This window comes from Bounagaea algeriensis (genome assembly GCF_054491375.1).
On the sequence record NZ_CM137102.1, the window covers coordinates 3,757,532 to 3,778,297 of the forward strand.

Consider the following 20,766-nt stretch of genomic DNA (forward strand, 5'->3'; position numbering starts at 1 on the left):
CGCATCCGCCCGGTCACCGAACGTCGATCACCCGGCAACCGGAACCCTGCCACATCCCGCCGGTGAGCGCGGTGCACCGACACTCGCCGGAGCGGTCGTTTTCACCGCGCCCGGCGGAGGGCCCGGGCTCGCCCTCCCCGCGGATCCTCCCCCGAACCGCACCCACCGCGCCGCTGATCCACCGCACGGGCGGCAGGGGTCGGCAGGTCAGCGGATTTCGGCGAGGAACTGCTTGGCCAAGTCCCGCGGGTTGGCCTTGTCCACTTCGAGCCGCCGGTTCAGCTCCGTCAGCGTGGCCGTGTCCAACCGCGCCGAGACCCTGTCCAACGCGGCCACCTGCCGGTCGTTCAACACCCCCGAGCGCACCAGCGGAACCACGCGCTGCGCGGGGAACATGTTGTGCGGATCGGCCAACTTCACCAAATCGTGCTGCCTGATCTGCGCCGAAGTGGTGAACAGGTTCGCCACCTGGACCTGGTCGGCGAGCAGGGCGTCCACGGTGACCGTCGAGGACTCCACCGCGCGGATATCGGCGAACTGGCACCCGTACTCGGCGGCGATCGCGTCGGTCCACCGCGACTTCCACTCCGCGGGGGCGGCGAGCACCATCCGGCCGCAGCGCGGTCCGAGATCCGCCAGCGAGCGGATGCCCCGCGCCGCCGTTTCCCGCGTCACGGTGAGCACGTCGGAGTTCTCCGCCGGGGCCTGCTGCAGCACCCGCAGCCCGTCCGGCAGCGCCCGCGACAGCGCGTCGTAGACCGGACCGTCCGAGGTCACCTCGGCACCGGGGTCGACGTACTCGAGCAGGTTTCCCGTGTACTCGGGCATCACCGCGAGTTCGCCCTGGCGGACGGCGGGCATGGAGAACTCGCGGGCGCCGATGCGCGGGCGCGTCTGCACGTCGACACCGGTCTCGCGCAGCGCCTCGGCGTAGATGTTCATCAACAGCTCGCTCTCGGCGAAATCCGCCGAACCCACCACGAGCGTGTCGTCGGCCTGGTTGTTGGCCCGCAACGGGTCGTGCCCGGCGCAGCCGGCGAGCACGAGCACCGCCGCGGCCAGGCATCCGATCAGGCGTGTCACCGGCGAACCCTCCTCGTGCGCAGCGTCGCGACCCGCTCGGCGGGCCGGGAGGCGCCGCGGGCCGCGACCACCAGTCCCCGCGGCACGCACAACCGCGTCACACCCGCCAGCACCAGGTCGAGGACGACGGCGAGCACGGCGATCGCGATCGCGGCCGCAGCCATCTGCGCGTAGTCGCTGATCTTCAACCCGTCCAGCAGCAACCTCCCCAGCCCGCCGAGACCGACGTAGGCCGCGACGGCGGCCGTGGCGACGACCTGCAACATCGCGGTGCGCAGCCCACCGAGGATCAGCGACATCGCGTTCGGCAACCGCACCTGCCAGAGGCGCTGCACCGGTGTCATCCCCATGCCCTTGGCCGCGTCGACCGCATCCGCCGGAGTGGTGCGCACACCGCTGTAGGTGCCGGCCAGGATCGGGGGGACCGCCAGCACCACCAGCCCGGCCAGCGCTGGGCCGGTGCCCAGGCCGAACACCAGCACCAGCAGCGTGACCAGCCCCAACGTGGGCAGGGCGCGGATGGCGTTGCTGGCGCCGAGGACGAACACCCCGCCCCTGCCGGTGTGGCCCAGGTAGACGCCGAGGGGCACGGCCACGGCCGACGCGGCCAACACGGCCAGCACGCAGTAGTACAGGTGCAGCAGGGTCTGCGCCGGGATCCCGTCCGAGCCGCGCCAGTGCTCCGGGGTGGCCAGCCACGCCCAGATCTCGCCGATCATCCGCCGTCCCCTCCGGAGCCGACCGCGTGCCGGGACCACGGGGTGAGCACCCGCCGCAGCACCACCAGCACCAAGTCCACGACCAGCGCCAGCAGCACGATGCCGACGACGCCGATCACGATCTGCACCAGGTAGTCGCGCTGGTACCCGTCGGTGAACAGCCGCCCGAGCCCGCCGATACCGACGAGCGCCCCGACGCTGACCAGGCTGATGTTGCTCACCGACGCCACCCGCACCCCCTGGGCCAGCACGGGCAGCGACAGGGGCAGCTCCACCGCGAAGAACCGCCGCACCGGCCGGTAACCCAGTGCCGTGGCGGCCGAGAGCACGTGCGCGGGCACGGCTTCCAGCGCGTCCACCACGGGGCGGATGAGCAGCGCCGCGGTGTACAGGGCCAACGCCAGCACCACGTTCACCGGCGAGAGCAGCGGGGTGCCGATGATGCCGGGGATGAGCACGAACAGCGCCAGCGAGGGGATCGTGTACACGGCGCCCGCCGCGGCCTGCAACGACCCGCGCAGCAACGGCAGGTGCAGCACGAACCGGCCGAGCGGAACGGCCAGCAGCAGGCCCAGCAGCAGCGGGACCAGGGCCAGGTAGACGTGTTCGACCAGCTGCGCACCGAGCATCTCGCGGTTGCTCGGGCTGCTGAAGAAGTGCGCGAGCGCCTCGATCATCGAGCGCTCCCGGAAACGGGACGTCGCTGGTCCAGCACGTCGAGCACGTGCCGGGCGGTCACCACACCCGCGTAGCGCCCCGCCTCGTCGACGACCACGCCCAGACCGGAGGGCGACGACAGCGCCGCGTCCAGCGCGCCACGCAGCGGCGTGTGCTCGGTGTAGAGCGACCCGCCCGGCACCAGCCGCTGCTCGGTGAGCGCGGTGTCCGCCGGCGCGTCCGGGGCGAGCCAGCCGCGCGGGCGGTCGTCACCGTCCAGGGCGAGCCGCCACTGCGCGCTCGGCCGCACCGACTGCCCGATGCGGACCGTCGTGGTGCTCCCCGGTGCGACGCCGTCGGGTTCCACGAAGGACAGCCGGCGGAAACCGCGGTCCCTGCCGACGAACGATTCCACGAAGTCATCGGCGGGTTCGGCCAGCAGCGCATCCGGTGCGGCGCACTGCGCGAGCCGCCCGCCCTGGCGCAGCACCGCGACCCGGTCGCCGAGGCGCACCGCTTCGTCCATGTCGTGCGTGACGAACAGGACGGTCTTGTGCAGCTCGTCCTGCAACCGGCGCAGCTCCTCCTGCAGCGCCTCGCGCACGATCGGATCGACCGCGCTGAACGGTTCGTCCATCAGCAGGATCGGGGGGTCGGCGGCCAGGGCGCGCGCAACGCCGACGCGCTGCTGCTGGCCGCCGGACAGCTGCGCCGGGTAGCGGTCGCCGAGTTCGGCGGGCAGCCCCACCAGCTCCAGCATCTCGGCGGCCCGGCGCCGCGCCCGGCGCCGCGGCATCCCGGCGAGCTTCGGCACCGCGCCCACGTTGTCCAGCACCGTGCGGTGCGGGAACAGCCCGGCCTGCTGTATGACGTAGCCCATGCCGCGCCGCAGCACTGCCGGATCGTGGTTGCGCACGTCCACGTCGTCGACGGCCACCGCCCCGGACGAGGGTTCGATCATCCGGTTGACCATCCGCAGCAGGGTGGTCTTGCCGCAACCGGACGGCCCCACCAGAACCGTGATCTCGCCCGCGGCGGCGGTCAGCTCCAGGTCCGCGACGGCGACCGTGCCATCGCGGTATTCCTTGCTCACGGTCCGGAACTCGATCACGCGGGGATGCCTCCTGGGTCTCCGGCAACCACCGCGAAGGCGGTGGACGGTGCGAGCGGCTCTCCGCCGCAGGCCGGGAGCACACCTTAGTTCGCCGGAGCGGAACGTGCGATGTTTCGGAACTAACACTTGACCGCCCGCACCCGAGGCGCACCGAAGCGCGGGCGCACGCAGCTGCTGCTCGTAAGCTGTCCGCGATGGAATCCGCAGCGCGTTCCCCCGGACAGCAGCACGAACCCGGCCAGCAGCACCGGCCCGAGCAGCACGAACCCGGCCAGCACGAACCCGGCCAGCAGCACGAGGACAGCACCTCCGGCGACCCGTTCGACGCGGTCGAGGCCCTGCTCGCCGACGCCGGTGTGCACTCCCTCGCCCTGCGCCGCGTGCTCGCCCTGCTCGCCGCGGGCGGGCGCACGCGCGCCGAACTGGTGCGCCGCACAGCCACTCCGCGACGCACCGTGGACGAACTGCTCGCGGCCGCGCGCGGGCACCTGCACTGCGACGGGGCCGCGGTGCGCCTGCAACCGGAGCAGGTGCAGCGCTACCGCGCGCGGTTCGACCTCGACGATCCGCGGGTGAGCGCCGGAGCGGAGTCGCTCCGCGAAACCGGCAGCGACGACCCCGGCACGGACAGGGGGCCCGGCACGGACGGGGACCCCGGAACGGACGGGGGCTGCGGGGCGGGCGGCGACCTCAGGACGGGTGGTGCGGCCGGGCAGGCCCGTGCCGCCGGGCGAGCCGGCGCCCCGCTGGAACTGCTGCGCGGGTTCATCGCTGCGGGCCCGCGTCCCGACCGGGACCTGGACCACGTCACCGCGACGGCGGAGACAGTGCTGGCCCGCGCGCGCTGGCTGCACAGCAACTACGACCTCACCGGCGCCCGCCTGCTCTGCCTCGGAGACCACGACCTGACCTCGCTGGCGGTCGGACTGCTCGCGCCGTCCGCGGAGATCACCGCGGTCGACGTGGACGAGCGCATCCTGCGGCACATCGACGTGACCGCTGCCGAGCACGGCCTGCCGGTGCGCACGCTGCACGCCGACCTGCGCCGAGGCCTGCCGCCCGCGCTGCAGGAGTGGGCCGACCTCGCGTTCAGCGACCCGCCTTACACGCCGGAGGGCATGACACTGTTCGCGACTCGCGCGCTGGAGGGCATGGCCGGCGCGCACAGCCGCCTGCACCTGGCCTACGGGTTCAGCGCCCGCACGCCCGCGCTGGGCCGCAAGGTGCAGCAGGAGCTGCTGCGACTGGGGTTCGTGTTCACCGCGGTGCTGCCGGACTTCCACCGGTACCACGGCGCGGAGGCCGTCGGCAGTGCCAGCGACCTGTACGTGTGCCAGCCGACCTCGCAGGCGCGGCGCCAGGGCCGGAACCAGCAGGCCGCGATCTACACGCACGGCGCCCGTTCGGTGGAAGGCGGTGCGTCGGAGACTTCGGCCGATTTCCGCGCTCGTCTCGGCGAGCGGCTCGGTACGACGGTGGAGGCGTTGCGCGAGCCGGACTGGTCCCGTCCGGTCCGCGGCCGGGATCCGGTGTTCGACCTGCGCGACGACCCGGGAGCGTGGCTGCTGCGGATGCTGCTGGCGTGCAACTCGCCGCGTCCGGCCTGCGTGGTGGACAACAACCACCCGGACATCACCAGCGCTGCCGCCCAGCGCGACCTCGCCGAACTGATCGGGCCGAAGTACGCGCTGCGGATGCTGCGCAGCTTCCCGGAGCGCCGCACGGCTGTGGTGCTCGCCGAACGCATCAACGAGCCCTCCGCGGCGCGCGACGTGCTCGGCCGGGCGCACGGCAAACTCGGCAACATCGTGCGCGAGGCGCTGATCACGCATGCGGCGGAGCCGCTGTCCAAGCGGCAGGCCAAGGACCGCGCCGCCGCACTGCTACCCGTCACCGCTGACGCGCAGCTCCGCCTCGTCGACCTGCCGCGCCACCGGATTGCCGAACTGCTCGCGCACTTGCCGCAGCCCGACCGGTAGTTCATCACCGGGAGCTCGTGCCCCACCACCCCTATTTGGAACGATTCCAGTGAGCACAATTTTCATGAAAATTGTGAGTTGTCCCCACGCTTTTGCGGGACAAATCATCACCACACGTTCGTGGCCGCCTGATGCGCGCGAAGCGCCTTGACCGCCCTCGGTGGGGCATGGGCCCGCGGCTCGCGGGGACAGCTTTCTTCACGGAGGACCGTGCTGCGGGGACTCCGACTGCTCGCCCGGGGGCGACTGCAGCACCGCCGCGCTGTTGACAGCTTCCAGCCACAACCGCACGCGCGCACCGTTGCGCGGGAAGTCGTAGTACAACGAGTCGCCCCGCTGCAGCACGTGGAGGTTGCAACGGTAGTCGCGGCGGCGGTGGGCCTCGTCACCGAGCTCGCCGGTGCCGCCCTCGGAGCCGAACAGGTGCACGGTGCGCGGCACGCGGTGCCGCGCGATCGTCTCCGCCACCCACCGGGCCGCTTGTTCGGGTGCGGTGAACACGGCGTCCGGGGTCCGCGCCAACCGGTCCGCGCGGGTGCTGAGCTCCTCCAGCGCGAGCTCGTCGCGCACCTCCACGTAGGCGTGCCACCGCATCGGGGCAGGACTGGCCGGGGCAGGACTGTCTTCGGGTTCGCGCACGCCGTTCCTCACATCCACCGCTCGCTCTGCCCGCTCCGGGCGCGGAAAAGGCTTGATCATGGTGCCGCACGTCTACCGTGCGGACCGCGCACCGGGCCCACGGCGATCGAGCGACCGCTCCGGAAAGCCCTACCGCTCAGGAGCGTTCGCGACCGTAGGGCCGGTGCTCGGCCTGGTGCAGCGCGCGCTGCAGGCGCGCGTCGCGCAGGGTGCGGCGTTCACCGACCGGATCGACACCGAGTTTGCGCGCGCAGACGGGGCACACGACGGGACCGTCCGGGTCGGCCGGCGCGCCACCGGCGCCGGGTTCCACCGACGCGACGGGCAGGTCACCGCGCTGGGCACGCACCGGCGTGGTCAGGCTCTTGCCGCACGCGGTACGCGGGTGCTCTCCCCCGGAGACGGGGTTGTGCCACACGTCCTCGTCCGCGCCGGCCATCCAACGTGGCAACGGACTTGCTCCCTCTTCTCCCTCAGGGGCGCCGTGGGTCGCGCGAGCGGGGCTGCGTGGAAGGGCGTCTCGGCCCGCCGTCAACCACATGGCGCCCAGCATGCCCAGCGCTGTGCGCGCGAGCCGCCCGTTCCACCCTCAATCACCCGGTCGTGTGAGCTCATCCAACAGTGATCACGTTTCGTACACCATTTGGCCAGGACTCCCACTCGGCAGCAGTACCGGCGCGCGCCCTCCGCTCCACGTGCGGCGACGGCTGCCGCAGCGACCGCGCCCGCTGCGCCGGGGCGACTTCCGCTGTCGTGCTCCGGCGCGCCAGCTCCCAGCCACACCCCACCTGACCAGGGGTTCGTACATTTCTCGAGAAATGTCGCCGACTTTTCTCGGGAAAAGTACACACGCCCGAGCGCCGGGTCACGGCATGGTCAGCGGACTGCGTTCGAGCAACTCCCGGAACCGCTCCGCCGAGAGCGGATACGAGAACAGCCATCCCTGATAGGCGTCGACACCGACCCCGGAGAGCACGTGGAACTGGGTCGCGTGCTCCACCCCCTCCGCGATGCAGCGCCGCCCCATCGCACGCGCCATGTCGACCACGGCGCGCGTGACCGCGAAATCCGAAGCATCGCCTCCGACACCGGAGACGAACCGGCGGTCCACCTTGATGATCTGCGCGGGCAGGTCCTTCAGCCGGGCGAGCGAGGAGTAACCGGTGCCGAAGTCGTCGACGGCGAACCGCACACCCCGAGCGGACAGGTCCGCCATCTCCGCCCGGGTGTGCGCGGGCAGGTCGACCAGGGCAGTTTCCACCACTTCGAGCACCACGCGGTTCCACCGGATGCCCGCCTCCGCGACGATCTCGGTGACGGTGCGGACGAAATCCGGCGCCCCCGGCACCATCCCGCCCAGGTTCACCGAGATCGACACCGGACATCCGCCGGATCCCGGCCACGAAGCGGCCTCCCGCAGCGCCGTCCGCAGCACCCACCGGTCCAGCTCCTGCAGCAGGTCGCCCTGCTCGGCCACGGGCAGGAACGTATCGGGCGCCAACAGCCCCCGCTCGGGGTGCGGCCACCGCACCAGCGCCTCCGCACCCAGCACGCGACCGTCGGTGGCCACCACCGGCTGGTACACGAGCGACAGCCCGTCGCTGTGCAGCGCTTCCCGCAGCTGCCCCTCGAGCTGCAACTGCCGGTCGGCCGAAGCCATCAGCGCCGGACTGGCCAGCGACACCTTGCCCACACCGCGGTTCTTGGCCTCGAACATCGCCGCATCGGCGAACCGGAGCAGATCCTCCCCCAGCAGCACCCCGCCGAGCGTGCCGACGGCGTCGGAGTCCGCGGCCCCGCGCGGGGTCACCGCACCGATCGACGCGGACACCCGGATGAGCTGGCCGTGCACCGGTACCGCCGTGCGCAGCAACCGGGAAACCCGGGTCGCCAGCGCGTCCAACCCGCCGACGGCGGTGAGATCGCGGCAGATGACGACGTACTCGTCGCCGGACATGCGCGCGGCCACGCACCCCTCCGGCAAACCCCGTTCCAGGCGGCGCGCCAGGGCCACGAGCAGTTCATCACCCGCGTCGTGGCCGAGCCCGTCGTTGATCCGCTTGAACTTGTCGATGTCGCAGAACAGCACCGCGATGTCCGGCAGCTCGCCGTCGGCCGTCGCCGGCAGCAACCCGGACAGCACGGTCTTGACCGCGGCCCGGTTCGGCAACCCGGTCAGCTCGTCGTGCGTGGCCTGGTAGTGCAGCGCTTCGGTCGCGCGGCGGCGCTCGGTGATGTCCTGGAACACCACCAGCCAGAACTGGCTGCCGTCGTCCTGCACCGACCGGGACACGTGCAGTTCGCAGTCCACCGCTTCCCCGTCGGAGCGCCGGAACGCCCGCTGCGGCACGCGCAGTCGCTCGTCCGCCTCCGCGGGGACCGGCAGTTCGCGTTCGGGCTCGTCCGGATGCAGTAGCTCGTCCACGGAGCGCCCCTGCAGCCGCTCGGCCCGGAACCCGAACAGGTCGCACAGCGCCTCGTTCGCATCCACCAGGCGTCCCGCGGTGTCGAACAGGCCGATGCCGACGGGGGTGACCGAGACGAGATCGGTGAACCGCTGGCTGGAGCGCTCGAGCCGCGTCGCTGCCGCCCGCTGCTCGGTGACGTCCTGCGCGGTCCCCACCAGCAGGGTGCGCCCGTCGGCATCGCGCGCGGCGCTGCCGCGCAGCCGCAGCACCAGCATCGTGCCGGTGGCCGTGCAGACGTGGCGGTGCTCGACTTCGACCGTCTCGTGCCGCTGCAGCAGCGGCATCCACGCCGCCCGCACCCGCTCGCGGTCCTCCGAATGCACCCGGTCGAGGTAGCCGGAGAACGTGGTGTGCGTCTTCGGCGGACGCCCGAGCAGCACGTGCAACGTGTCGGACAGCCGGATGACGTCGCTGCGCGGATCCCACTCCCAGGTGCCGAGCCGCGCGATGCGTTCGGCGTCCTCGAGCTTGCGGCGCTCGTCCTGCAACTGGCGCTTCAGCACCCGGTGCTCGGTGACGTCCTGCACCGTTCCCTGCACGCGCTCGATGCGGCCGTCCGCTCCGCACTCGACGCGGCCGGTGCACAGGTACACGCGCTCACCGGCGAGTTCGCGCAGCTCGACCTCGATCAGCACGCCTTCGGTGGCGTTGAGCAGGCGGGTGTAGAACTCCTCGGCCTTGTCCCGGTCCGCGGGATGCGTCACCGCGAGCAGCGCGTCGAACTTCGGGTACGGGTAGCTCGAGCCGAGCAGCTCGGCGACCATCGGGCTGGGGTGGATCTCCCCGGTGCACGGGTCGTACACCCACCGCCCCACGCGGGAGAGTTCGCCCGCGGCCGGCGCCCCCTCCGCGGAGTGCACCTCCCCGTCCGGCGGGTGCACCGCGAGGTCGGAGATGTCGACCAGCACCGAGATCGACTGCTCCGCGCACCCGGGGCGCGGCCAGCTGACCACGCGAACGGGCACGCGGTGCCGCTGCCCGTGCAGCCAGCAGACCGCGCCGTCCTGGCTGAGCAGGTGGCTGAGGTTGGTACCGACGAGGTCCTCGGCCGAGGAGACCCCCGCCAAGCCGGCCAGTTCGGGGCTCGCGCGCAGCACGGCACCGTCAGCGGCGCTGAGGAGAGCGGGTGCGGCGGGCAGCACGTCCTCCGCCCCTGCCCTGGCGGGCTCGGCGGCTCCGGTGGTGCCTCCGCGCGGTCCGATCCCCGCACGCCGCATCCGTTCGCTCCGTTCGGTCACAACACCTGCTTCCTTTCTCCTGGGCACGTGTGCCCTGAACACAGCGCGCCCCGCGGCGGACCTTACCGGCGGTGCGCTTCGGAACACCGGTCGCGGCAAGGACGTCCGCCCCGCGTGTCCGTGCACCGCACCGGACGGGACGAGCTGCACACCCGGATATGACGCGGCACACCCCCAGCAGGTTGTGACCCGGCCGCCAGTAGGGCACGAAACACATTCGGCGACTGGGACGCGCGTCCCAGTCGCCGAATTTACGCTGCCTGTTTGACCAATTTTGGTGGTTGTCACCCGATTTCGCTAAACGGTCGACTGCAGGCGGTGACCGGATACACCCGATCGGTCCACAGAACCCTCGGAAGCCTCCGGAGAACCGCTTACCGCACGACGCCCTCCCGCCGCGCGGCCCTGGCGACCGCCTCGGTCACCTCGGGAGCAACCCGCGGATCCAGCGCGCTCGGCACGATGTACTCCGGTTCGAGGTCGTCAGCGGCCACCGCGGCGATGGCCTCCGCGGCCGCCACCTTCATACCGTCGGTGATCTCCCGCGCCCCGGCCTGCAGCGCACCGCGGAAGATGCCCGGGAAGGCCAGCACGTTGTTGATCTGGTTCGGGAAGTCGCTGCGGCCGGTGGCCACCACCGAGGCGTACTTCGCGGCCACCTCCGGGTGGACCTCCGGGTCGGGGTTGGACAGGGCGAACACGATCGCTTCCGGAGCCATCCGCGCCAGGTGCTCCTCCGGCACCTGCACCGTGGAGAGCCCGAGGAACATGTCGGCGCCGTGCAGCGCATCGGCGACCGCGCCGGTCACACCGCGCGGGTTCGTGTACTCGACGAGCTCCTGCTTGATCGGCGTCAGACCCTCGCGACCCTCGTGCAGCACGCCGCGCGAATCACCGATGATGATGTCGGTCACCCCGGCCGCGTACAGGATGCGCGCGCAGGCCACGCCCGCGGCGCCCGCGCCGGAGATGACCACGCGCTGCTCGGAGAGGTCCCGGTCGGTCAGGCGGCAGGCGTTGCGCAGCGCGGCGAGCGTGACCACCGCCGTGCCGTGCTGGTCGTCGTGCATCACCGGGCAGTCGAGCGCCTCGACGAGCCGCCGCTCCAGCTCGAAGCAGCGCGGTGCGGCGACGTCCTCCAGGTTCACCGCGCCGAACGAGGGGCGCAGGTTCACCAGGGTCTGCACGGTCTGGTCGATGTCGTTGGTGTCGAGCACCAGCGGAATCGAGTTCAGGCCCGCGAACTTGCGGAACAGCGCCGATTTGCCCTCCATCACGGGCAGCGAGGCACGCGGACCGATGTCGCCGAGCCCCAGCACCGCCGTGCCGTCGCTGACCACGGCGACCAGCTGCTGGGTCCAGGTGTAGCGGTCGGCGAGCTCGGCGTCGCTGGCGATCGCCCGGCTGACCTGCGCCACCCCGGGGGTGTAGGCGATCGAGAGGTCCCGGGAGGTGTCCAGTCTGGAGCTGAGTTCGATGTCCAGCTTGCCGCCTTCGTGAGCGGCGAAGATTTCCTCGTTGGTCAGTTCGGCACCGGTGGATGCGGACGTGTCGGTGCCTTCGTTCACGGTGGTCACGGCGTCCCTCCTATAGCCATGCCGGTGACCGGGGCAGGGCCCGGCCCGGGTGGACGGGCGGTGCGGTGACCGCCCCTCGACGCAGCCGACCTGCCGAGCGTGGGCGGCGCGGTGGGCGTCGAGTTTCCGAGACCAGCCGTCCCTGGTGCGGGACAACGGCTCGGGTGGACGCTGCGGTCCGGCCAGTCTGCCACACGCGCACCGCCCGCTGTCTGCGACCGATGTCACACATCACCAGTACTTTCAACATTTTGTCAACCTTTTGGTTCGCAGCTGCGCATCGGAAACCCGCGCAGCAGACCGCGAATCCGCTGGTGCGCGCCACTGAAACCATCCACCTCGCGAAGTCGCGCGGCAGACCGCCGCGATGCACCGGGCCCTAATAGGCTCCGAGCGTGCGGACACGCAGACTCACCATCGACGACGCGCTCGAGTTCACCCCGCCGTCCTTTCCCGACCACCGCGGGAAGTTCGTGGCGCCGTTCCAGCACGAGCCGTTCGCGGCGGCCACCGGCCACCCGCTCACCGTCGCCCAGGTGAACAACAGCGTCTCGACCACCGACGTCATCCGCGGCGTGCACTTCGCCGACGTGCCGCCGGGGCAGGCGAAGTACGTCTACTGCGCAGGCGGCGCGATCCTCGACGTGGTCGTGGACGTGCGCACCGGTTCTCCCACCTTCGGGCGGTGGGACGCGGTGCGGCTGGACGCGGAGGAGCACCGCGCGGTCTACCTCCCGGAGGGCCTCGGCCACGCCTTGCTCTCCCTCGCCGCGGACACCGCGGTGGTCTACCTGTGCTCCACCCCCTACAACCCGTCGGCCGAGCACGGCATCAACCCGCTCGACCCGGACCTCGGGCTGCCGTGGCAGGAGTGGCTGCGAGGTGAACCGGTGCTGTCCGAGAAGGACCGCGCCGCGCCCGGGCTGCACGCCGCGGCCGAGCAGGGGTTGCTGCCCGACTACGGCAGCTGCCGCGCACGGTACGAACAGCTACGACAGCAGTGAGGGCACGCGGCCCGGCCGCGGCCACAGCCGCCATCGCACGACGCCGAGCACCTCGGCCGGACCGAGCCCGCGCGAGTCGGTCGACCCCGCGGCGTTGTCCCCCTCCACGTGCCAGCCCCGGCCGTGACGCCGCACCGCGCGCTTCACCGACAGCTGCTCCGGGCGTTCGGGCCAACGCACCAGCACCACATCACCCGCGCGGGGAGAGCCGCGCAGCCGCACGCACGCCACATCACCGTCGCGCAACGCGGGCACCATGGAGGGTCCGCGGACGCGGAGCCGACGCCAGGGCCACCACGCGAGCGAGTTCAACTGCCACCTCCACTAGGTCAACGTAGATCTCCAAGAGTAGGGTCGACGGTGTCGGAGCACTCACTGTGAGGGAGGAACAATGCGGCTACTGTCGCGGATCCTCAGCCCGCGCCTGGAAGCGACCGCACACTGCGACCTGCCGTGCGGTGTCTACGACCCGGCGCAGGCCCGGATCGAGGCCGAATCGGTCAAAGCGATCCAGGAGAAGTACCAGAACAACGAAGACCAGGAGTTCCGCACCCGGGCGATCAACATCGCCGAGCAGCGCTCCGAGCTGGTCAAGCACCACCTGTGGGTGTTGTGGACGGACTACTTCAAGCCGCACCACTTCGAGAAGTACCCGCAGTTGCACGAACTGGTGAACAAGGCCACGAAGGCCGCGGGCGCCGCCGGCACCAAGGGTTCGATGGACCCTTCGACCGGGCAGCAGCTCCTGGACTACATCGCCGAGATCGACAAGATCTTCTGGGAGACCAAGAACGGCTGAGCGCACAGCGCTGATTGAGACGCTGACCTGCGAAGACGACCCTTCGTTGGTCAGCGTCTCTTTTCGTCGTTTGGCCTTCTGAGACGGCCCACAGGAGGCCCAGGAGGCCCACGGACGCCCCAGAGGGCCGCACCACTGCCGGAGCTACCTCACGACGGCCCGGCGCACGCCCGCAGCGGGCCGCGCACGGCTGGCGGTCTCGGAGCTTTAAGCTCTGCAGACGTGCCAGCACACCGGATCTACCTCCTCCGCCACGGCGAAACCGCGTGGTCCAGCAACGGCCGGCACACCGGCCGCACCGACATCCCGCTCACGGCGGCGGGAGAGCGGGCCGCCGAACGCGCGGGGCGCTCGCTGCACGCGCTGCGCGGCACCGCCCCCGCGCTGGTGCTGGTGAGTCCGCGGCAGCGCGCGCGGGAAACCGCCCGGCTGGCCGGCCTCGAAACCTCCGCCGTGGAGCCGCAGCTGGCGGAGTGGGACTACGGCGACTACGAGGGCCGCACCACCCCGGAGATCCGCGAGGAGGTGCCCGGCTGGACACTGTGGACGCACGGGGTGCCGGGCGGGGAGACGGCCCAGGAGGTCGCGCAGCGGGCCGACGCGGTGCTCTCCCGCGCCCGCGCCGCCGGCTCCGACGTCGTCCTCATCGGACACGGGCACTTCAGCCGCTGCCTGGTCGCGCGCTGGCTGGACCGCCCGATCTCCGACGGGGTCCGCTACGCGCTCGACGCCGCCGGTATCACCGTGCTCGGCCACGAACGCGGCGTCGCCCAGCTCGTGCACGCCAACGTCCCGCCGATGGACTGACCGCGCAGGAGGCAGAACATGATTCGCCGGATCACCGAAGCCGACGTGCCCGCCGTCGTCGACCTGGTGCACGAACTCGCGCGCTACGAGCGGGCCGCGGAGCAGTGCCACCTCACCACCGAGGCGCTGAAGAACGCGCTGTTCGCCGACGACGCTGCGCTGTTCGGCCACATCGCCGAGCACGAGGACCGGGTCGCCGGCTTCGCCCTGTGGTTCCTGAACTTCTCCACCTGGGAGGGCGCGCACGGGATCTACCTGGAGGACCTCTACGTCCGCCCGGAGCACCGCGGCCACGGGTTCGGCAAGGCGCTGCTGCGCGCGCTGGCCCGCGAGTGCCTCGAGCACGGCTACGCCCGGCTGGAGTGGTCGGTGCTCGACTGGAACGAACCGGCCATCCGCTTCTACGAGGCCGCCGGAGCGGACGCGCTCGACGAGTGGACCGGCTACCGGATGAGCCGGGCCGCGCTCGAAGCGTTCGCCGCGGGGGACCAGTCGTCGTAGCGACCCGCCGCCTACCCCGACTCGGAGCGGTCCGCGTCCGGCGCCATGCCCGCGTTCCAGGACCAGCTCCGCCCGTCGCGGTTGAACAGGAAGTACAGCACCGCCACCGCGGGCACCGCCAGCGCGAACGCGACGGACGGCCGCTCGGAGGGGCCCATCGCGTACCAGGCGGTGCCGAGCAGCAGCAGTTGCAGCAGCAGCGCGGGCGTGCGCGCCCAGTGCTTGCCCTTGAGCAGCCCGATCCCCGCGGCGAGCACGCAGGCTGCGAGGAAGGCGTAGTAGCCGGCTTCGCCGTAGGTCTGCTGCCGGTGCAGCGTGCCGACGGCGCCGAGCTCGTCCGAGGTGCCGCGGATCAGCAGGGCGATGACGAAACCCCAACCGAACAGCGCCTGCAGTGTCGTGATCGCTCCGGCGACTCGCACGCTCCGCGGAATCGACGCGCCGGACGCGGATGCTTCAGAGGACACGGGAACACGCCTTTCCGGACTTCGCGGACGGGGAGGACGCCCAGTGGTCACTGAACGTGCGCACTCGTCGATGGTAATACGCCCGAACGCCGCATGACTGCGAGCGTCAGCACGGTCCATGATGGGTGGGGTCACGATGCAGCGAGCGGGCTTTCGGGGTGTTCCGCCTGCTCGTGACCGGGTTGTCGGGTGTCGCGCGTCGGGTGTGCTCCGGGGTGCAGGCCCGCCGCGCGCCGACACCGCCCCGCACCGGTACCCGTCCTCGCCCGGTACCGGTGATCGACGCGCGCTGGCATAGGCTGCGGTCGTGCGTGCCATCCTCGTGGTCAATCCGCAGGCCACCGCCACCACCGCGGCGGGGCGCGACGTGCTCGCCCACGCACTGGCCAGCGAACTCGAGCTGGACGTGGTGCAAACCCGCTGCGCGGGCCATGCGGCCGAGACGGCGCGCACGGCCACCCGCGAGGGCGCGGACGTGCTCATCGCCCACGGCGGCGACGGCACCGTCAACGAAGTGGTCAACGGCATGCTGGCCGAACGCGCACCGGGGGATCCCGCCCTGCCGCTGCTCGGCGTGGTGCCCGGTGGTTCGGCGAACGTGTTCGCCCGCGCGCTCGGCACGCCCCGCGACCCGATCGAGGCGACGCACTGGCTGCTGCGCGCGCTGCACGAGGGTCGCAGCCGCTGGGTGAGCCTGGGCCGCGCCGACGAGCGCTGGTTCACCTTCAACGCCGGCCTCGGTTGGGACGCGGAGGTCGTCGCGGCGGTCGAGCGGCACCGCCAGCGGGGGCGTCCGGTCACGCCCGGGTTGTACGCGCGCACGGCGCTGGAGCGCTACTTGCACATGGCCCGCTGCGCGCCGATGATCACGGTTCGTGCCGATGACACCCAACCGGTTGACAGCTTGCACAGCGTTTTCGTGGCCAACACGGACCCGTGGACCTACTTCGGCTCCCGCCCTGTTCGCCTTTCCCCTGGCACGAGCTTCGATGACGGACTCGGCGTCGTCGGCATGCGCAGCATGCGTGTTCACGCTGTGTTGTCATATATCGCGTCAGCACTCCGCGATAGAGGGAAACCACACGGAAGAAACTCATTTTGGAGTGCGAACGTGGCACGTCTTTGCGTAACGTGTCACGTGCCGTCACGGCTTCAGGTCGACGGTGACAGCGCGGGCGAGCGCTCCGGGGTGGTCTTCCGCTCAGCGCCGGCCGCACTTCGCGTCGCCGTATAACCTTCCCGCAACGGCTGCGCTTCGACGTGCGCACAGGGCCTCCGCGTGTGCACCATCGTCGAACCGAACCCCAGGTCAAGCTCCGTCGATCTTCGAGTGAGCTCGCTCACCGGGCAAGATCGACCCCTTGACATCGCGGCAGTTCGTGAAAGCATTCACAAGCGCACGGACTCCGTGAAAGCATTCACAAACACCCCGAACCACGACCGGCGCGCACGAGCGTGCCTAGCGAGGAGCAAGGACGATGGACTGGCGCGACCGCGCGGTTTGCCGTGACGAAGACCCCGAACTCTTCTTCCCCGTGGGGAACAGCGGGCCTGCGTTGCTGCAGATCAACGAGGCGAAGGCCGTATGCCGCCGTTGCCCTGTCGTCTCCGAGTGCCTTGCCTGGGCCTTGGAGACCGGTCAGGACGCGGGCGTCTGGGGCGGTATGAGCGAGGACGAGCGGCGTGCGCTCAAGCGCCGCAACTCGCGCGCCCGCACCCGGAGCAACGTCTGAGCACTCCCTTCACCCCACGTGGGGCCGGACACGACAACCACACCCGACCCCACGTCGTTTGAAGGGACTCAGCTTGAAGGGACTCAGCACCGATCCCCCGTAGCCGAGCACATCCCCGGCCGGCCAGCGTCGACGTCGCGGCAGCCGCGGCGGACCGGCCGCCGGTGCGCACCCCGTTCCGAGCGCACCCACCATCGACGCGCCACGACCGCGAAGCGGCCACCACCGCAGGACTCCGCCGGACGATCAGGAGCCGGGCTCCGCACCGCACCCGCGGAGCCGGGCTCCCGTCCGGCGGAGCTCGCCGCGGCGCCGGTTTCCCCGCGGCGCCGGTTTCCCCGCGGCGCCGGTTTCCCCGCGCAGCCGGTTTCCCCGCGGAAGCGAGCCGGTCCTCACCGGCGGTACTTGAGCGGCACCCGGAGCACCGCTTCGGTGCCGCTGTGCTGCGCCCGGGTGCGCAGGCTCAACGAGCCCCGCAGTTCGGACTCCACGAGAGTCCGCACGATCTGCAGGCCGAGGTGTTCGGCCTGCTCCAGGGAGAAGCCCGCCGGCAGTCCCCGCCCGTCATCGGAGATGACGACGTCGAGCCACCGCGCCGAACGCTCCGCCCGCACGGTGACCTCGCCACCCTGACCGTCCGAGAACGCGTGCTCCAACGCGTTCTGCACGAGCTCGGTCAACACCATCACCAGCGGCGTGGCCAACTCCGCAGCGACGACCCCGAACCGGCCTTGCCGGCCGACCTGCACACCGGTGTCCGCGGTGGCCACATCGCTCATCACCGGGATGACCCGGTCGACCACGTCGTCCAGATCCACCCGCTCGTCCACCGACATGGACAGCGTCTCGTGCACCAGCGCGATCGACGTCACCCGCCGCACCGACTCGTCCAACGCCGAGCGCGCACCCGCGTTGCCGGTGCGCCGCCCCTGCAGCCGCAGCAACGCGGCGACGGTCTGCAGGTTGTTCTTCACGCGGTGGTGGATCTCCCGGATCGTCGCGTCCTTCGACAGCAACGCCCGGTCGCGCCGCTTGACCTCGGTGACGTCCCGCACCAGCACCAACGCGCCGGCACTCTGCCCTCGCGGGTGCAGCGGAAGCGCGCGGAACAGAACGGTGGCCCCGCGGGCTTCGGCCTCGATCCGCATGCTCGGCTCGCCGGAGACCGCGCGGCGCATCCGCTCGACGACCTCGTCCGCGTCGAACGGGTCCGACAGCAGCGAACGCGTCAGCGGCGCCAACTGCGCCCCCACGAGATCGGCCGCGTGCCCCATGCGGTGGTAGGCCGACAGCGCGTTCGGGCTGACGAACACCACGGTGCCCGCGCTGTCCAGCCGCACCAGGCCGTCGCCGACCCGCGGACTCGTGTGCACGTCCGGAGCCGGTTCCGGTGTGGGGAACGCCCCGTCGGCCACCATCTGGCACAGGTCCGCGGAACTGCCCAGGTAGGAGATCTCCAGCGGACTCGGGACGCGCGGCACCGCCAGATTCGTGTCCCGGCCGAGCACCGCGATGACGTCGTCACCGAGGCGCACCGGGATCGTCTCGCGCCGCACCGGCACTCCCAGGTGCCACCGCGGGTCCTCCTCGCGGCAGATGCGTCCCTCGGACGACGCTTGACGCAGCTGCGGGTGCTCCTGCTCGGTCACCTCGCTGCTGACCACGTCCTCCGGGTGGGCCGTCGGCGCAGTGGTCGGCCGCGCCTGCGCGACGCAGATGAACCGGTTCGCCGGATCCTCGTCCGGTCCGACCGGCACCCACAGCAGGAAGTCCGCGAACGACAGGTCGGACAGCAGCTGCCACTCGGCGACGACCAGCTGCAGGTGGTCCGCCGCCGCACCGGACAACCGGGTGTGCTCCGCCAGCAGGTCGCTCAGCGTGGACACCGGGGGACCTCGCTCGCCGGGAACGTTCGCGCGATCACGGCTCACTCCACGACTGCGATCAGATCGCCTTCTCGCACCACGTCACCGCTGCGCACGGCGACTTCGCGCACGTTTCCGGCGGACTCGGACAGCACCGGGATCTCCATCTTCATCGACTCCAGCACCACCACCGAGTCGCCGCTGGTCACCGCGTCACCCGCCGCCACGGACACCGACATGACGTTGGCGACCAGTTCGGCGCGGATCTCCTCGGCCATCGCTTCCCCTCCTCGTACCCGCCGCGTCCCCCGACCGACGAGCCGGCGGGCATCCGACAACGGACACCGCACAGGAAACCACGAACGCCACCACCTCACGGCACCAGGTGGTGGCCATGGCAGACTGGGGGACGGAAAAGCCCAGCTTGGCCGGGTGTTCGTCGGCGAGGCGCCGCTCGCGCGATGCCCAGGGTCGGCTGGTGACGCAAGCCAACCTTGAGGGAGAGGCCATGGGTAAGCGGGCCCGCAAGAAGAAGGACCGCCGCAAGAACAACGCCAACCACGGCAAGCGTCCCAACGCCGGACGCGGCTGAGCGGTGCGGAACGTCAGAAAACCCCGGAGGGACTCCACGGAGTCACCATCCGGGGTTTTTTCATGCACGACAACGTCATCGTCGATCGTTGTCCCACTGGTCAATCGCCTGCGGCGTCCCAGGAACGGGTGGCGGAGGACTCCCACGTCCGCACCTCCACCGAGGTGCCGCCGGGCCCCTCCTCCACGGTGACCTGCGCCTGCCGCAGCACCGCGTCGCGGATCGAGGTCCGCAGGCGTTCACGCAGCTCGCTCGGCGCGTGCTCCCCCTGGCACTTGCGGTGCAGCAGCGCTTTGATGTGCTCCTCGATGCCGTAGTGCTCCAGGCAGGAACCGCAGTCGTCGAGGTGGCGCTGCACGGCCGCCCGGCGCTGTTCGTCGCACTCGTTGTCGAGGAAGAGCCAGACTTCGGAGAGCACGTCTTCGCAGGAGGTCTCGTGGGACTCGTGCGCGCTCATGGCGTGCTCACCTCCTCCTGCTGCTGCCGAGCCCGCATGAGACCGCGGTCACGGGCCACGCCGGCGAGCATGTCGCGCAGCTGGCGACGCCCGCGGTGCAACCGCGACATCACCGTGCCGATCGGCGTGTCCATGATCTCGGCGATCTCCTTGTAGGCGAAGCCCTCCACATCCGCCAGGTACACGACCATGCGGAACTCCTCGCCCAACTGCTGCAGCGCGTTCTTCACGTCGCTGTCCGGCAGCCGGTCGAGCGCCTCCATCTCCGCGGACCGCAAACCCGTCGACGAGTGGTTCTCCGCCTGGGCCAACTGCCAGTCGGCGATCTCGTCGGTCGGCTGCTGCTGCGGCTGGCGCTGCCGCTTGCGGTAGCCGTTGATGTAGGTGTTGGTCAGGATCCGGTACAACCACGCCTTGAGGTTCGTGCCCCGGGTGAACGTCTTGAACCTGGAGTACGCCTTGAGATACGTCTCCTGCACCAGGTCCTCGGCGTCCTGCGCGTTCCGCGTCATCCGCAGAGCCGCCCCGTACAGCTGGTCCAGCAGCGGCATCGCGTCGCGTTCGAACCGCGCGGCGCGCTCCTGCTCGGTCTCCTCCGCAGCGGTGTCCTCCGCGGCGGAGTTCTCCGCGGGAGCGTCCTCCGGGGGAGCGTCCTCCGCAGCCGTCGCCTGCGCGGCGGTGTCCTGCGCGGAATCCGCCGAGCGGGCGGCATCGGCCGGTGCGAGCGTTCCCGTGCTGTCCGGGGATTCGGTCTCGTTGCCTGAGGTGCTGGGCACCGGACTCCTTTCCCGTCGCTGCGACGAGTTCGGGGTAGACGATGATCCCATGGCTTCGCGCGCATGGTCCGTCTTCCAGGATACCGGGGACTCGGGGGTCCGCACGGAAGACGAGCGGTCACCACCGCCAGCCTGCTCCGGGCGGTCCAGCACGCAAGTCGCATCGCGTTTCACACCGCGTGCAACACGCGATCACGAGCCGCTATTCCCGCGCCGGCCTGCGTGTCGTCGACCACGTCCGAGCGGGGACGCACCGGCCCGGGCGGGACGCGCCGCGGTCCGGACGATCAC

At 71.2% G+C, this 20,766-nt stretch carries 22 protein-coding genes; 8 read left to right on the top strand and 14 right to left on the bottom strand.

All coding sequences use genetic code 11. The features are described from left to right. Positions 1–207 precede the first annotated feature (207 nt). Genes ACVGV2_RS17060 through ACVGV2_RS17075 form a run of 4 tightly spaced genes read right to left on the bottom strand, consistent with a single transcriptional unit; the run spans position 208 to position 3,570 of the window. Positions 208–1,083, bottom strand: a complete 876-nt coding sequence (locus ACVGV2_RS17060) for an ABC transporter substrate-binding protein (RefSeq protein WP_459163361.1) — start codon at positions 1,081–1,083, stop codon at positions 208–210. Beyond that, positions 1,080–1,802 (bottom strand): ABC transporter permease, encoded by a 723-nt coding sequence (locus ACVGV2_RS17065; RefSeq protein WP_459163362.1) that lies wholly within the window; start codon positions 1,800–1,802, stop codon positions 1,080–1,082. The genes ACVGV2_RS17060 and ACVGV2_RS17065 overlap by 4 nt, the downstream gene beginning before the upstream one ends. Beyond that, the gene (locus tag ACVGV2_RS17070) at positions 1,799–2,479 is read right to left on the bottom strand and encodes an ABC transporter permease (RefSeq protein WP_459163363.1); all 681 of its coding nucleotides are present in this window, start codon (positions 2,477–2,479) and stop codon (positions 1,799–1,801) included. Before ACVGV2_RS17070 ends, ACVGV2_RS17065 begins: the two co-directional genes overlap by 4 nt. After that, on the bottom strand, positions 2,476–3,570 hold the full coding sequence (locus ACVGV2_RS17075; protein ID WP_459163364.1) for an ABC transporter ATP-binding protein: 1,095 nt from the start codon (positions 3,568–3,570) through the stop codon (positions 2,476–2,478). The genes ACVGV2_RS17070 and ACVGV2_RS17075 overlap by 4 nt, the downstream gene beginning before the upstream one ends. A 197-nt stretch (positions 3,571–3,767) precedes the next feature. Here ACVGV2_RS17075 and ACVGV2_RS17080 point away from each other — a divergent pair, with 197 nt between their 5' ends. Continuing rightward, on the top strand, positions 3,768–5,552 hold the full coding sequence (locus tag ACVGV2_RS17080) for a bis-aminopropyl spermidine synthase family protein (RefSeq protein ID WP_459163365.1): 1,785 nt from the start codon (positions 3,768–3,770) through the stop codon (positions 5,550–5,552). A gap of 198 nt (positions 5,553–5,750) precedes the next feature. On the opposite strand, the gene ACVGV2_RS17085 is transcribed toward ACVGV2_RS17080, so the two are convergent. From ACVGV2_RS17085 to ACVGV2_RS17100, 4 genes are all read right to left on the bottom strand, one after another. Then, entirely contained in the window at positions 5,751–6,191 is a 441-nt protein-coding gene (locus ACVGV2_RS17085) for a hypothetical protein (RefSeq protein WP_459163366.1), read from the bottom strand. A gap of 136 nt (positions 6,192–6,327) precedes the next feature. Next, on the bottom strand, positions 6,328–6,642 hold the full coding sequence (locus tag ACVGV2_RS17090) for a hypothetical protein (RefSeq protein ID WP_459163367.1): 315 nt from the start codon (positions 6,640–6,642) through the stop codon (positions 6,328–6,330). A gap of 414 nt (positions 6,643–7,056) precedes the next feature. Continuing rightward, the gene (locus ACVGV2_RS17095) at positions 7,057–9,876 is read right to left on the bottom strand and encodes a sensor domain-containing protein (protein ID WP_459166033.1); all 2,820 of its coding nucleotides are present in this window, start codon (positions 9,874–9,876) and stop codon (positions 7,057–7,059) included. A 395-nt stretch (positions 9,877–10,271) separates the two neighbouring features. Then, positions 10,272–11,474 (bottom strand): NAD(P)-dependent malic enzyme, encoded by a 1,203-nt coding sequence (locus ACVGV2_RS17100; RefSeq protein WP_459163368.1) that lies wholly within the window; start codon positions 11,472–11,474, stop codon positions 10,272–10,274. A 395-nt stretch (positions 11,475–11,869) separates the two neighbouring features. Here ACVGV2_RS17100 and ACVGV2_RS17105 point away from each other — a divergent pair, with 395 nt between their 5' ends. After that, on the top strand, positions 11,870–12,478 hold the full coding sequence (locus ACVGV2_RS17105) for a dTDP-4-dehydrorhamnose 3,5-epimerase family protein (protein ID WP_459163369.1): 609 nt from the start codon (positions 11,870–11,872) through the stop codon (positions 12,476–12,478). On the opposite strand, the gene ACVGV2_RS17110 is transcribed toward ACVGV2_RS17105, so the two are convergent. Further along, a complete protein-coding gene (locus tag ACVGV2_RS17110) occupies positions 12,464–12,736 on the bottom strand; it encodes a S24/S26 family peptidase (protein ID WP_459163370.1) in 273 nt (90 codons plus the stop codon). The two genes, ACVGV2_RS17105 and ACVGV2_RS17110, sit on opposite strands and share 15 nt — an antisense overlap. Before the next feature lie 133 nt (positions 12,737–12,869). Between ACVGV2_RS17110 and sodN the strand changes: the two genes are divergently transcribed. The 3 genes from sodN to ACVGV2_RS17125 all read left to right on the top strand — a co-directional run bounded on the left by sodN (position 12,870) and on the right by ACVGV2_RS17125 (position 14,585). Continuing rightward, on the top strand, positions 12,870–13,277 hold the full coding sequence (sodN, locus tag ACVGV2_RS17115) for a superoxide dismutase, Ni (RefSeq protein ID WP_459163371.1): 408 nt from the start codon (positions 12,870–12,872) through the stop codon (positions 13,275–13,277). Between the two features lie 222 nt (positions 13,278–13,499). After that, positions 13,500–14,084, top strand: a complete 585-nt coding sequence (locus ACVGV2_RS17120) for an acid phosphatase (RefSeq protein WP_459163372.1) — start codon at positions 13,500–13,502, stop codon at positions 14,082–14,084. An 18-nt stretch (positions 14,085–14,102) separates the two neighbouring features. Continuing rightward, positions 14,103–14,585 (top strand): GNAT family N-acetyltransferase, encoded by a 483-nt coding sequence (locus ACVGV2_RS17125; protein ID WP_459163373.1) that lies wholly within the window; start codon positions 14,103–14,105, stop codon positions 14,583–14,585. A gap of 11 nt (positions 14,586–14,596) precedes the next feature. Here ACVGV2_RS17125 and ACVGV2_RS17130 read toward each other — a convergent pair whose 3' ends face one another. Then, positions 14,597–15,052 carry a hypothetical protein gene (locus ACVGV2_RS17130; protein ID WP_459163374.1) on the bottom strand — a complete coding sequence of 152 codons (456 nt, stop codon included), beginning with the start codon at positions 15,050–15,052 and terminating at the stop codon, positions 14,597–14,599. Between the two features lie 307 nt (positions 15,053–15,359). On the opposite strand from ACVGV2_RS17130, the gene ACVGV2_RS17135 reads away from it, so the two are divergent. Together ACVGV2_RS17135 and ACVGV2_RS17140 are read left to right on the top strand one after the other, a co-directional pair. Then, complete coding sequence (locus ACVGV2_RS17135) at positions 15,360–16,286, top strand: diacylglycerol/lipid kinase family protein (RefSeq protein ID WP_459163375.1); 927 nt, start codon at positions 15,360–15,362, stop codon at positions 16,284–16,286. Between the two features lie 244 nt (positions 16,287–16,530). Then, a complete protein-coding gene (locus ACVGV2_RS17140; protein WP_459163376.1) occupies positions 16,531–16,785 on the top strand; it encodes a WhiB family transcriptional regulator in 255 nt (84 codons plus the stop codon). A gap of 392 nt (positions 16,786–17,177) precedes the next feature. Here ACVGV2_RS17140 and ACVGV2_RS17145 read toward each other — a convergent pair whose 3' ends face one another. Then, positions 17,178–18,671, bottom strand: a complete 1,494-nt coding sequence (locus tag ACVGV2_RS17145; RefSeq protein ID WP_459163377.1) for a histidine kinase N-terminal domain-containing protein — start codon at positions 18,669–18,671, stop codon at positions 17,178–17,180. A gap of 41 nt (positions 18,672–18,712) precedes the next feature. Beyond that, complete coding sequence (locus ACVGV2_RS17150) at positions 18,713–18,928, bottom strand: biotin/lipoyl-binding carrier protein (protein ID WP_459163378.1); 216 nt, start codon at positions 18,926–18,928, stop codon at positions 18,713–18,715. 230 nt (positions 18,929–19,158) lie between these two features. Here ACVGV2_RS17150 and ACVGV2_RS17155 point away from each other — a divergent pair, with 230 nt between their 5' ends. After that, positions 19,159–19,242, top strand: a complete 84-nt coding sequence (locus tag ACVGV2_RS17155; RefSeq protein WP_459160067.1) for a 50S ribosomal protein bL37 — start codon at positions 19,159–19,161, stop codon at positions 19,240–19,242. A 100-nt stretch (positions 19,243–19,342) separates the two neighbouring features. Here ACVGV2_RS17155 and rsrA read toward each other — a convergent pair whose 3' ends face one another. Together rsrA and ACVGV2_RS17165 are read right to left on the bottom strand one after the other, a co-directional pair. Then, positions 19,343–19,699 carry a mycothiol system anti-sigma-R factor gene (gene rsrA / locus ACVGV2_RS17160; RefSeq protein ID WP_459163379.1) on the bottom strand — a complete coding sequence of 119 codons (357 nt, stop codon included), beginning with the start codon at positions 19,697–19,699 and terminating at the stop codon, positions 19,343–19,345. Continuing rightward, positions 19,696–20,475, bottom strand: a complete 780-nt coding sequence (locus ACVGV2_RS17165) for a sigma-70 family RNA polymerase sigma factor (RefSeq protein ID WP_459163380.1) — start codon at positions 20,473–20,475, stop codon at positions 19,696–19,698. The genes rsrA and ACVGV2_RS17165 overlap by 4 nt, the downstream gene beginning before the upstream one ends. Positions 20,476–20,766 lie beyond the last annotated feature (291 nt).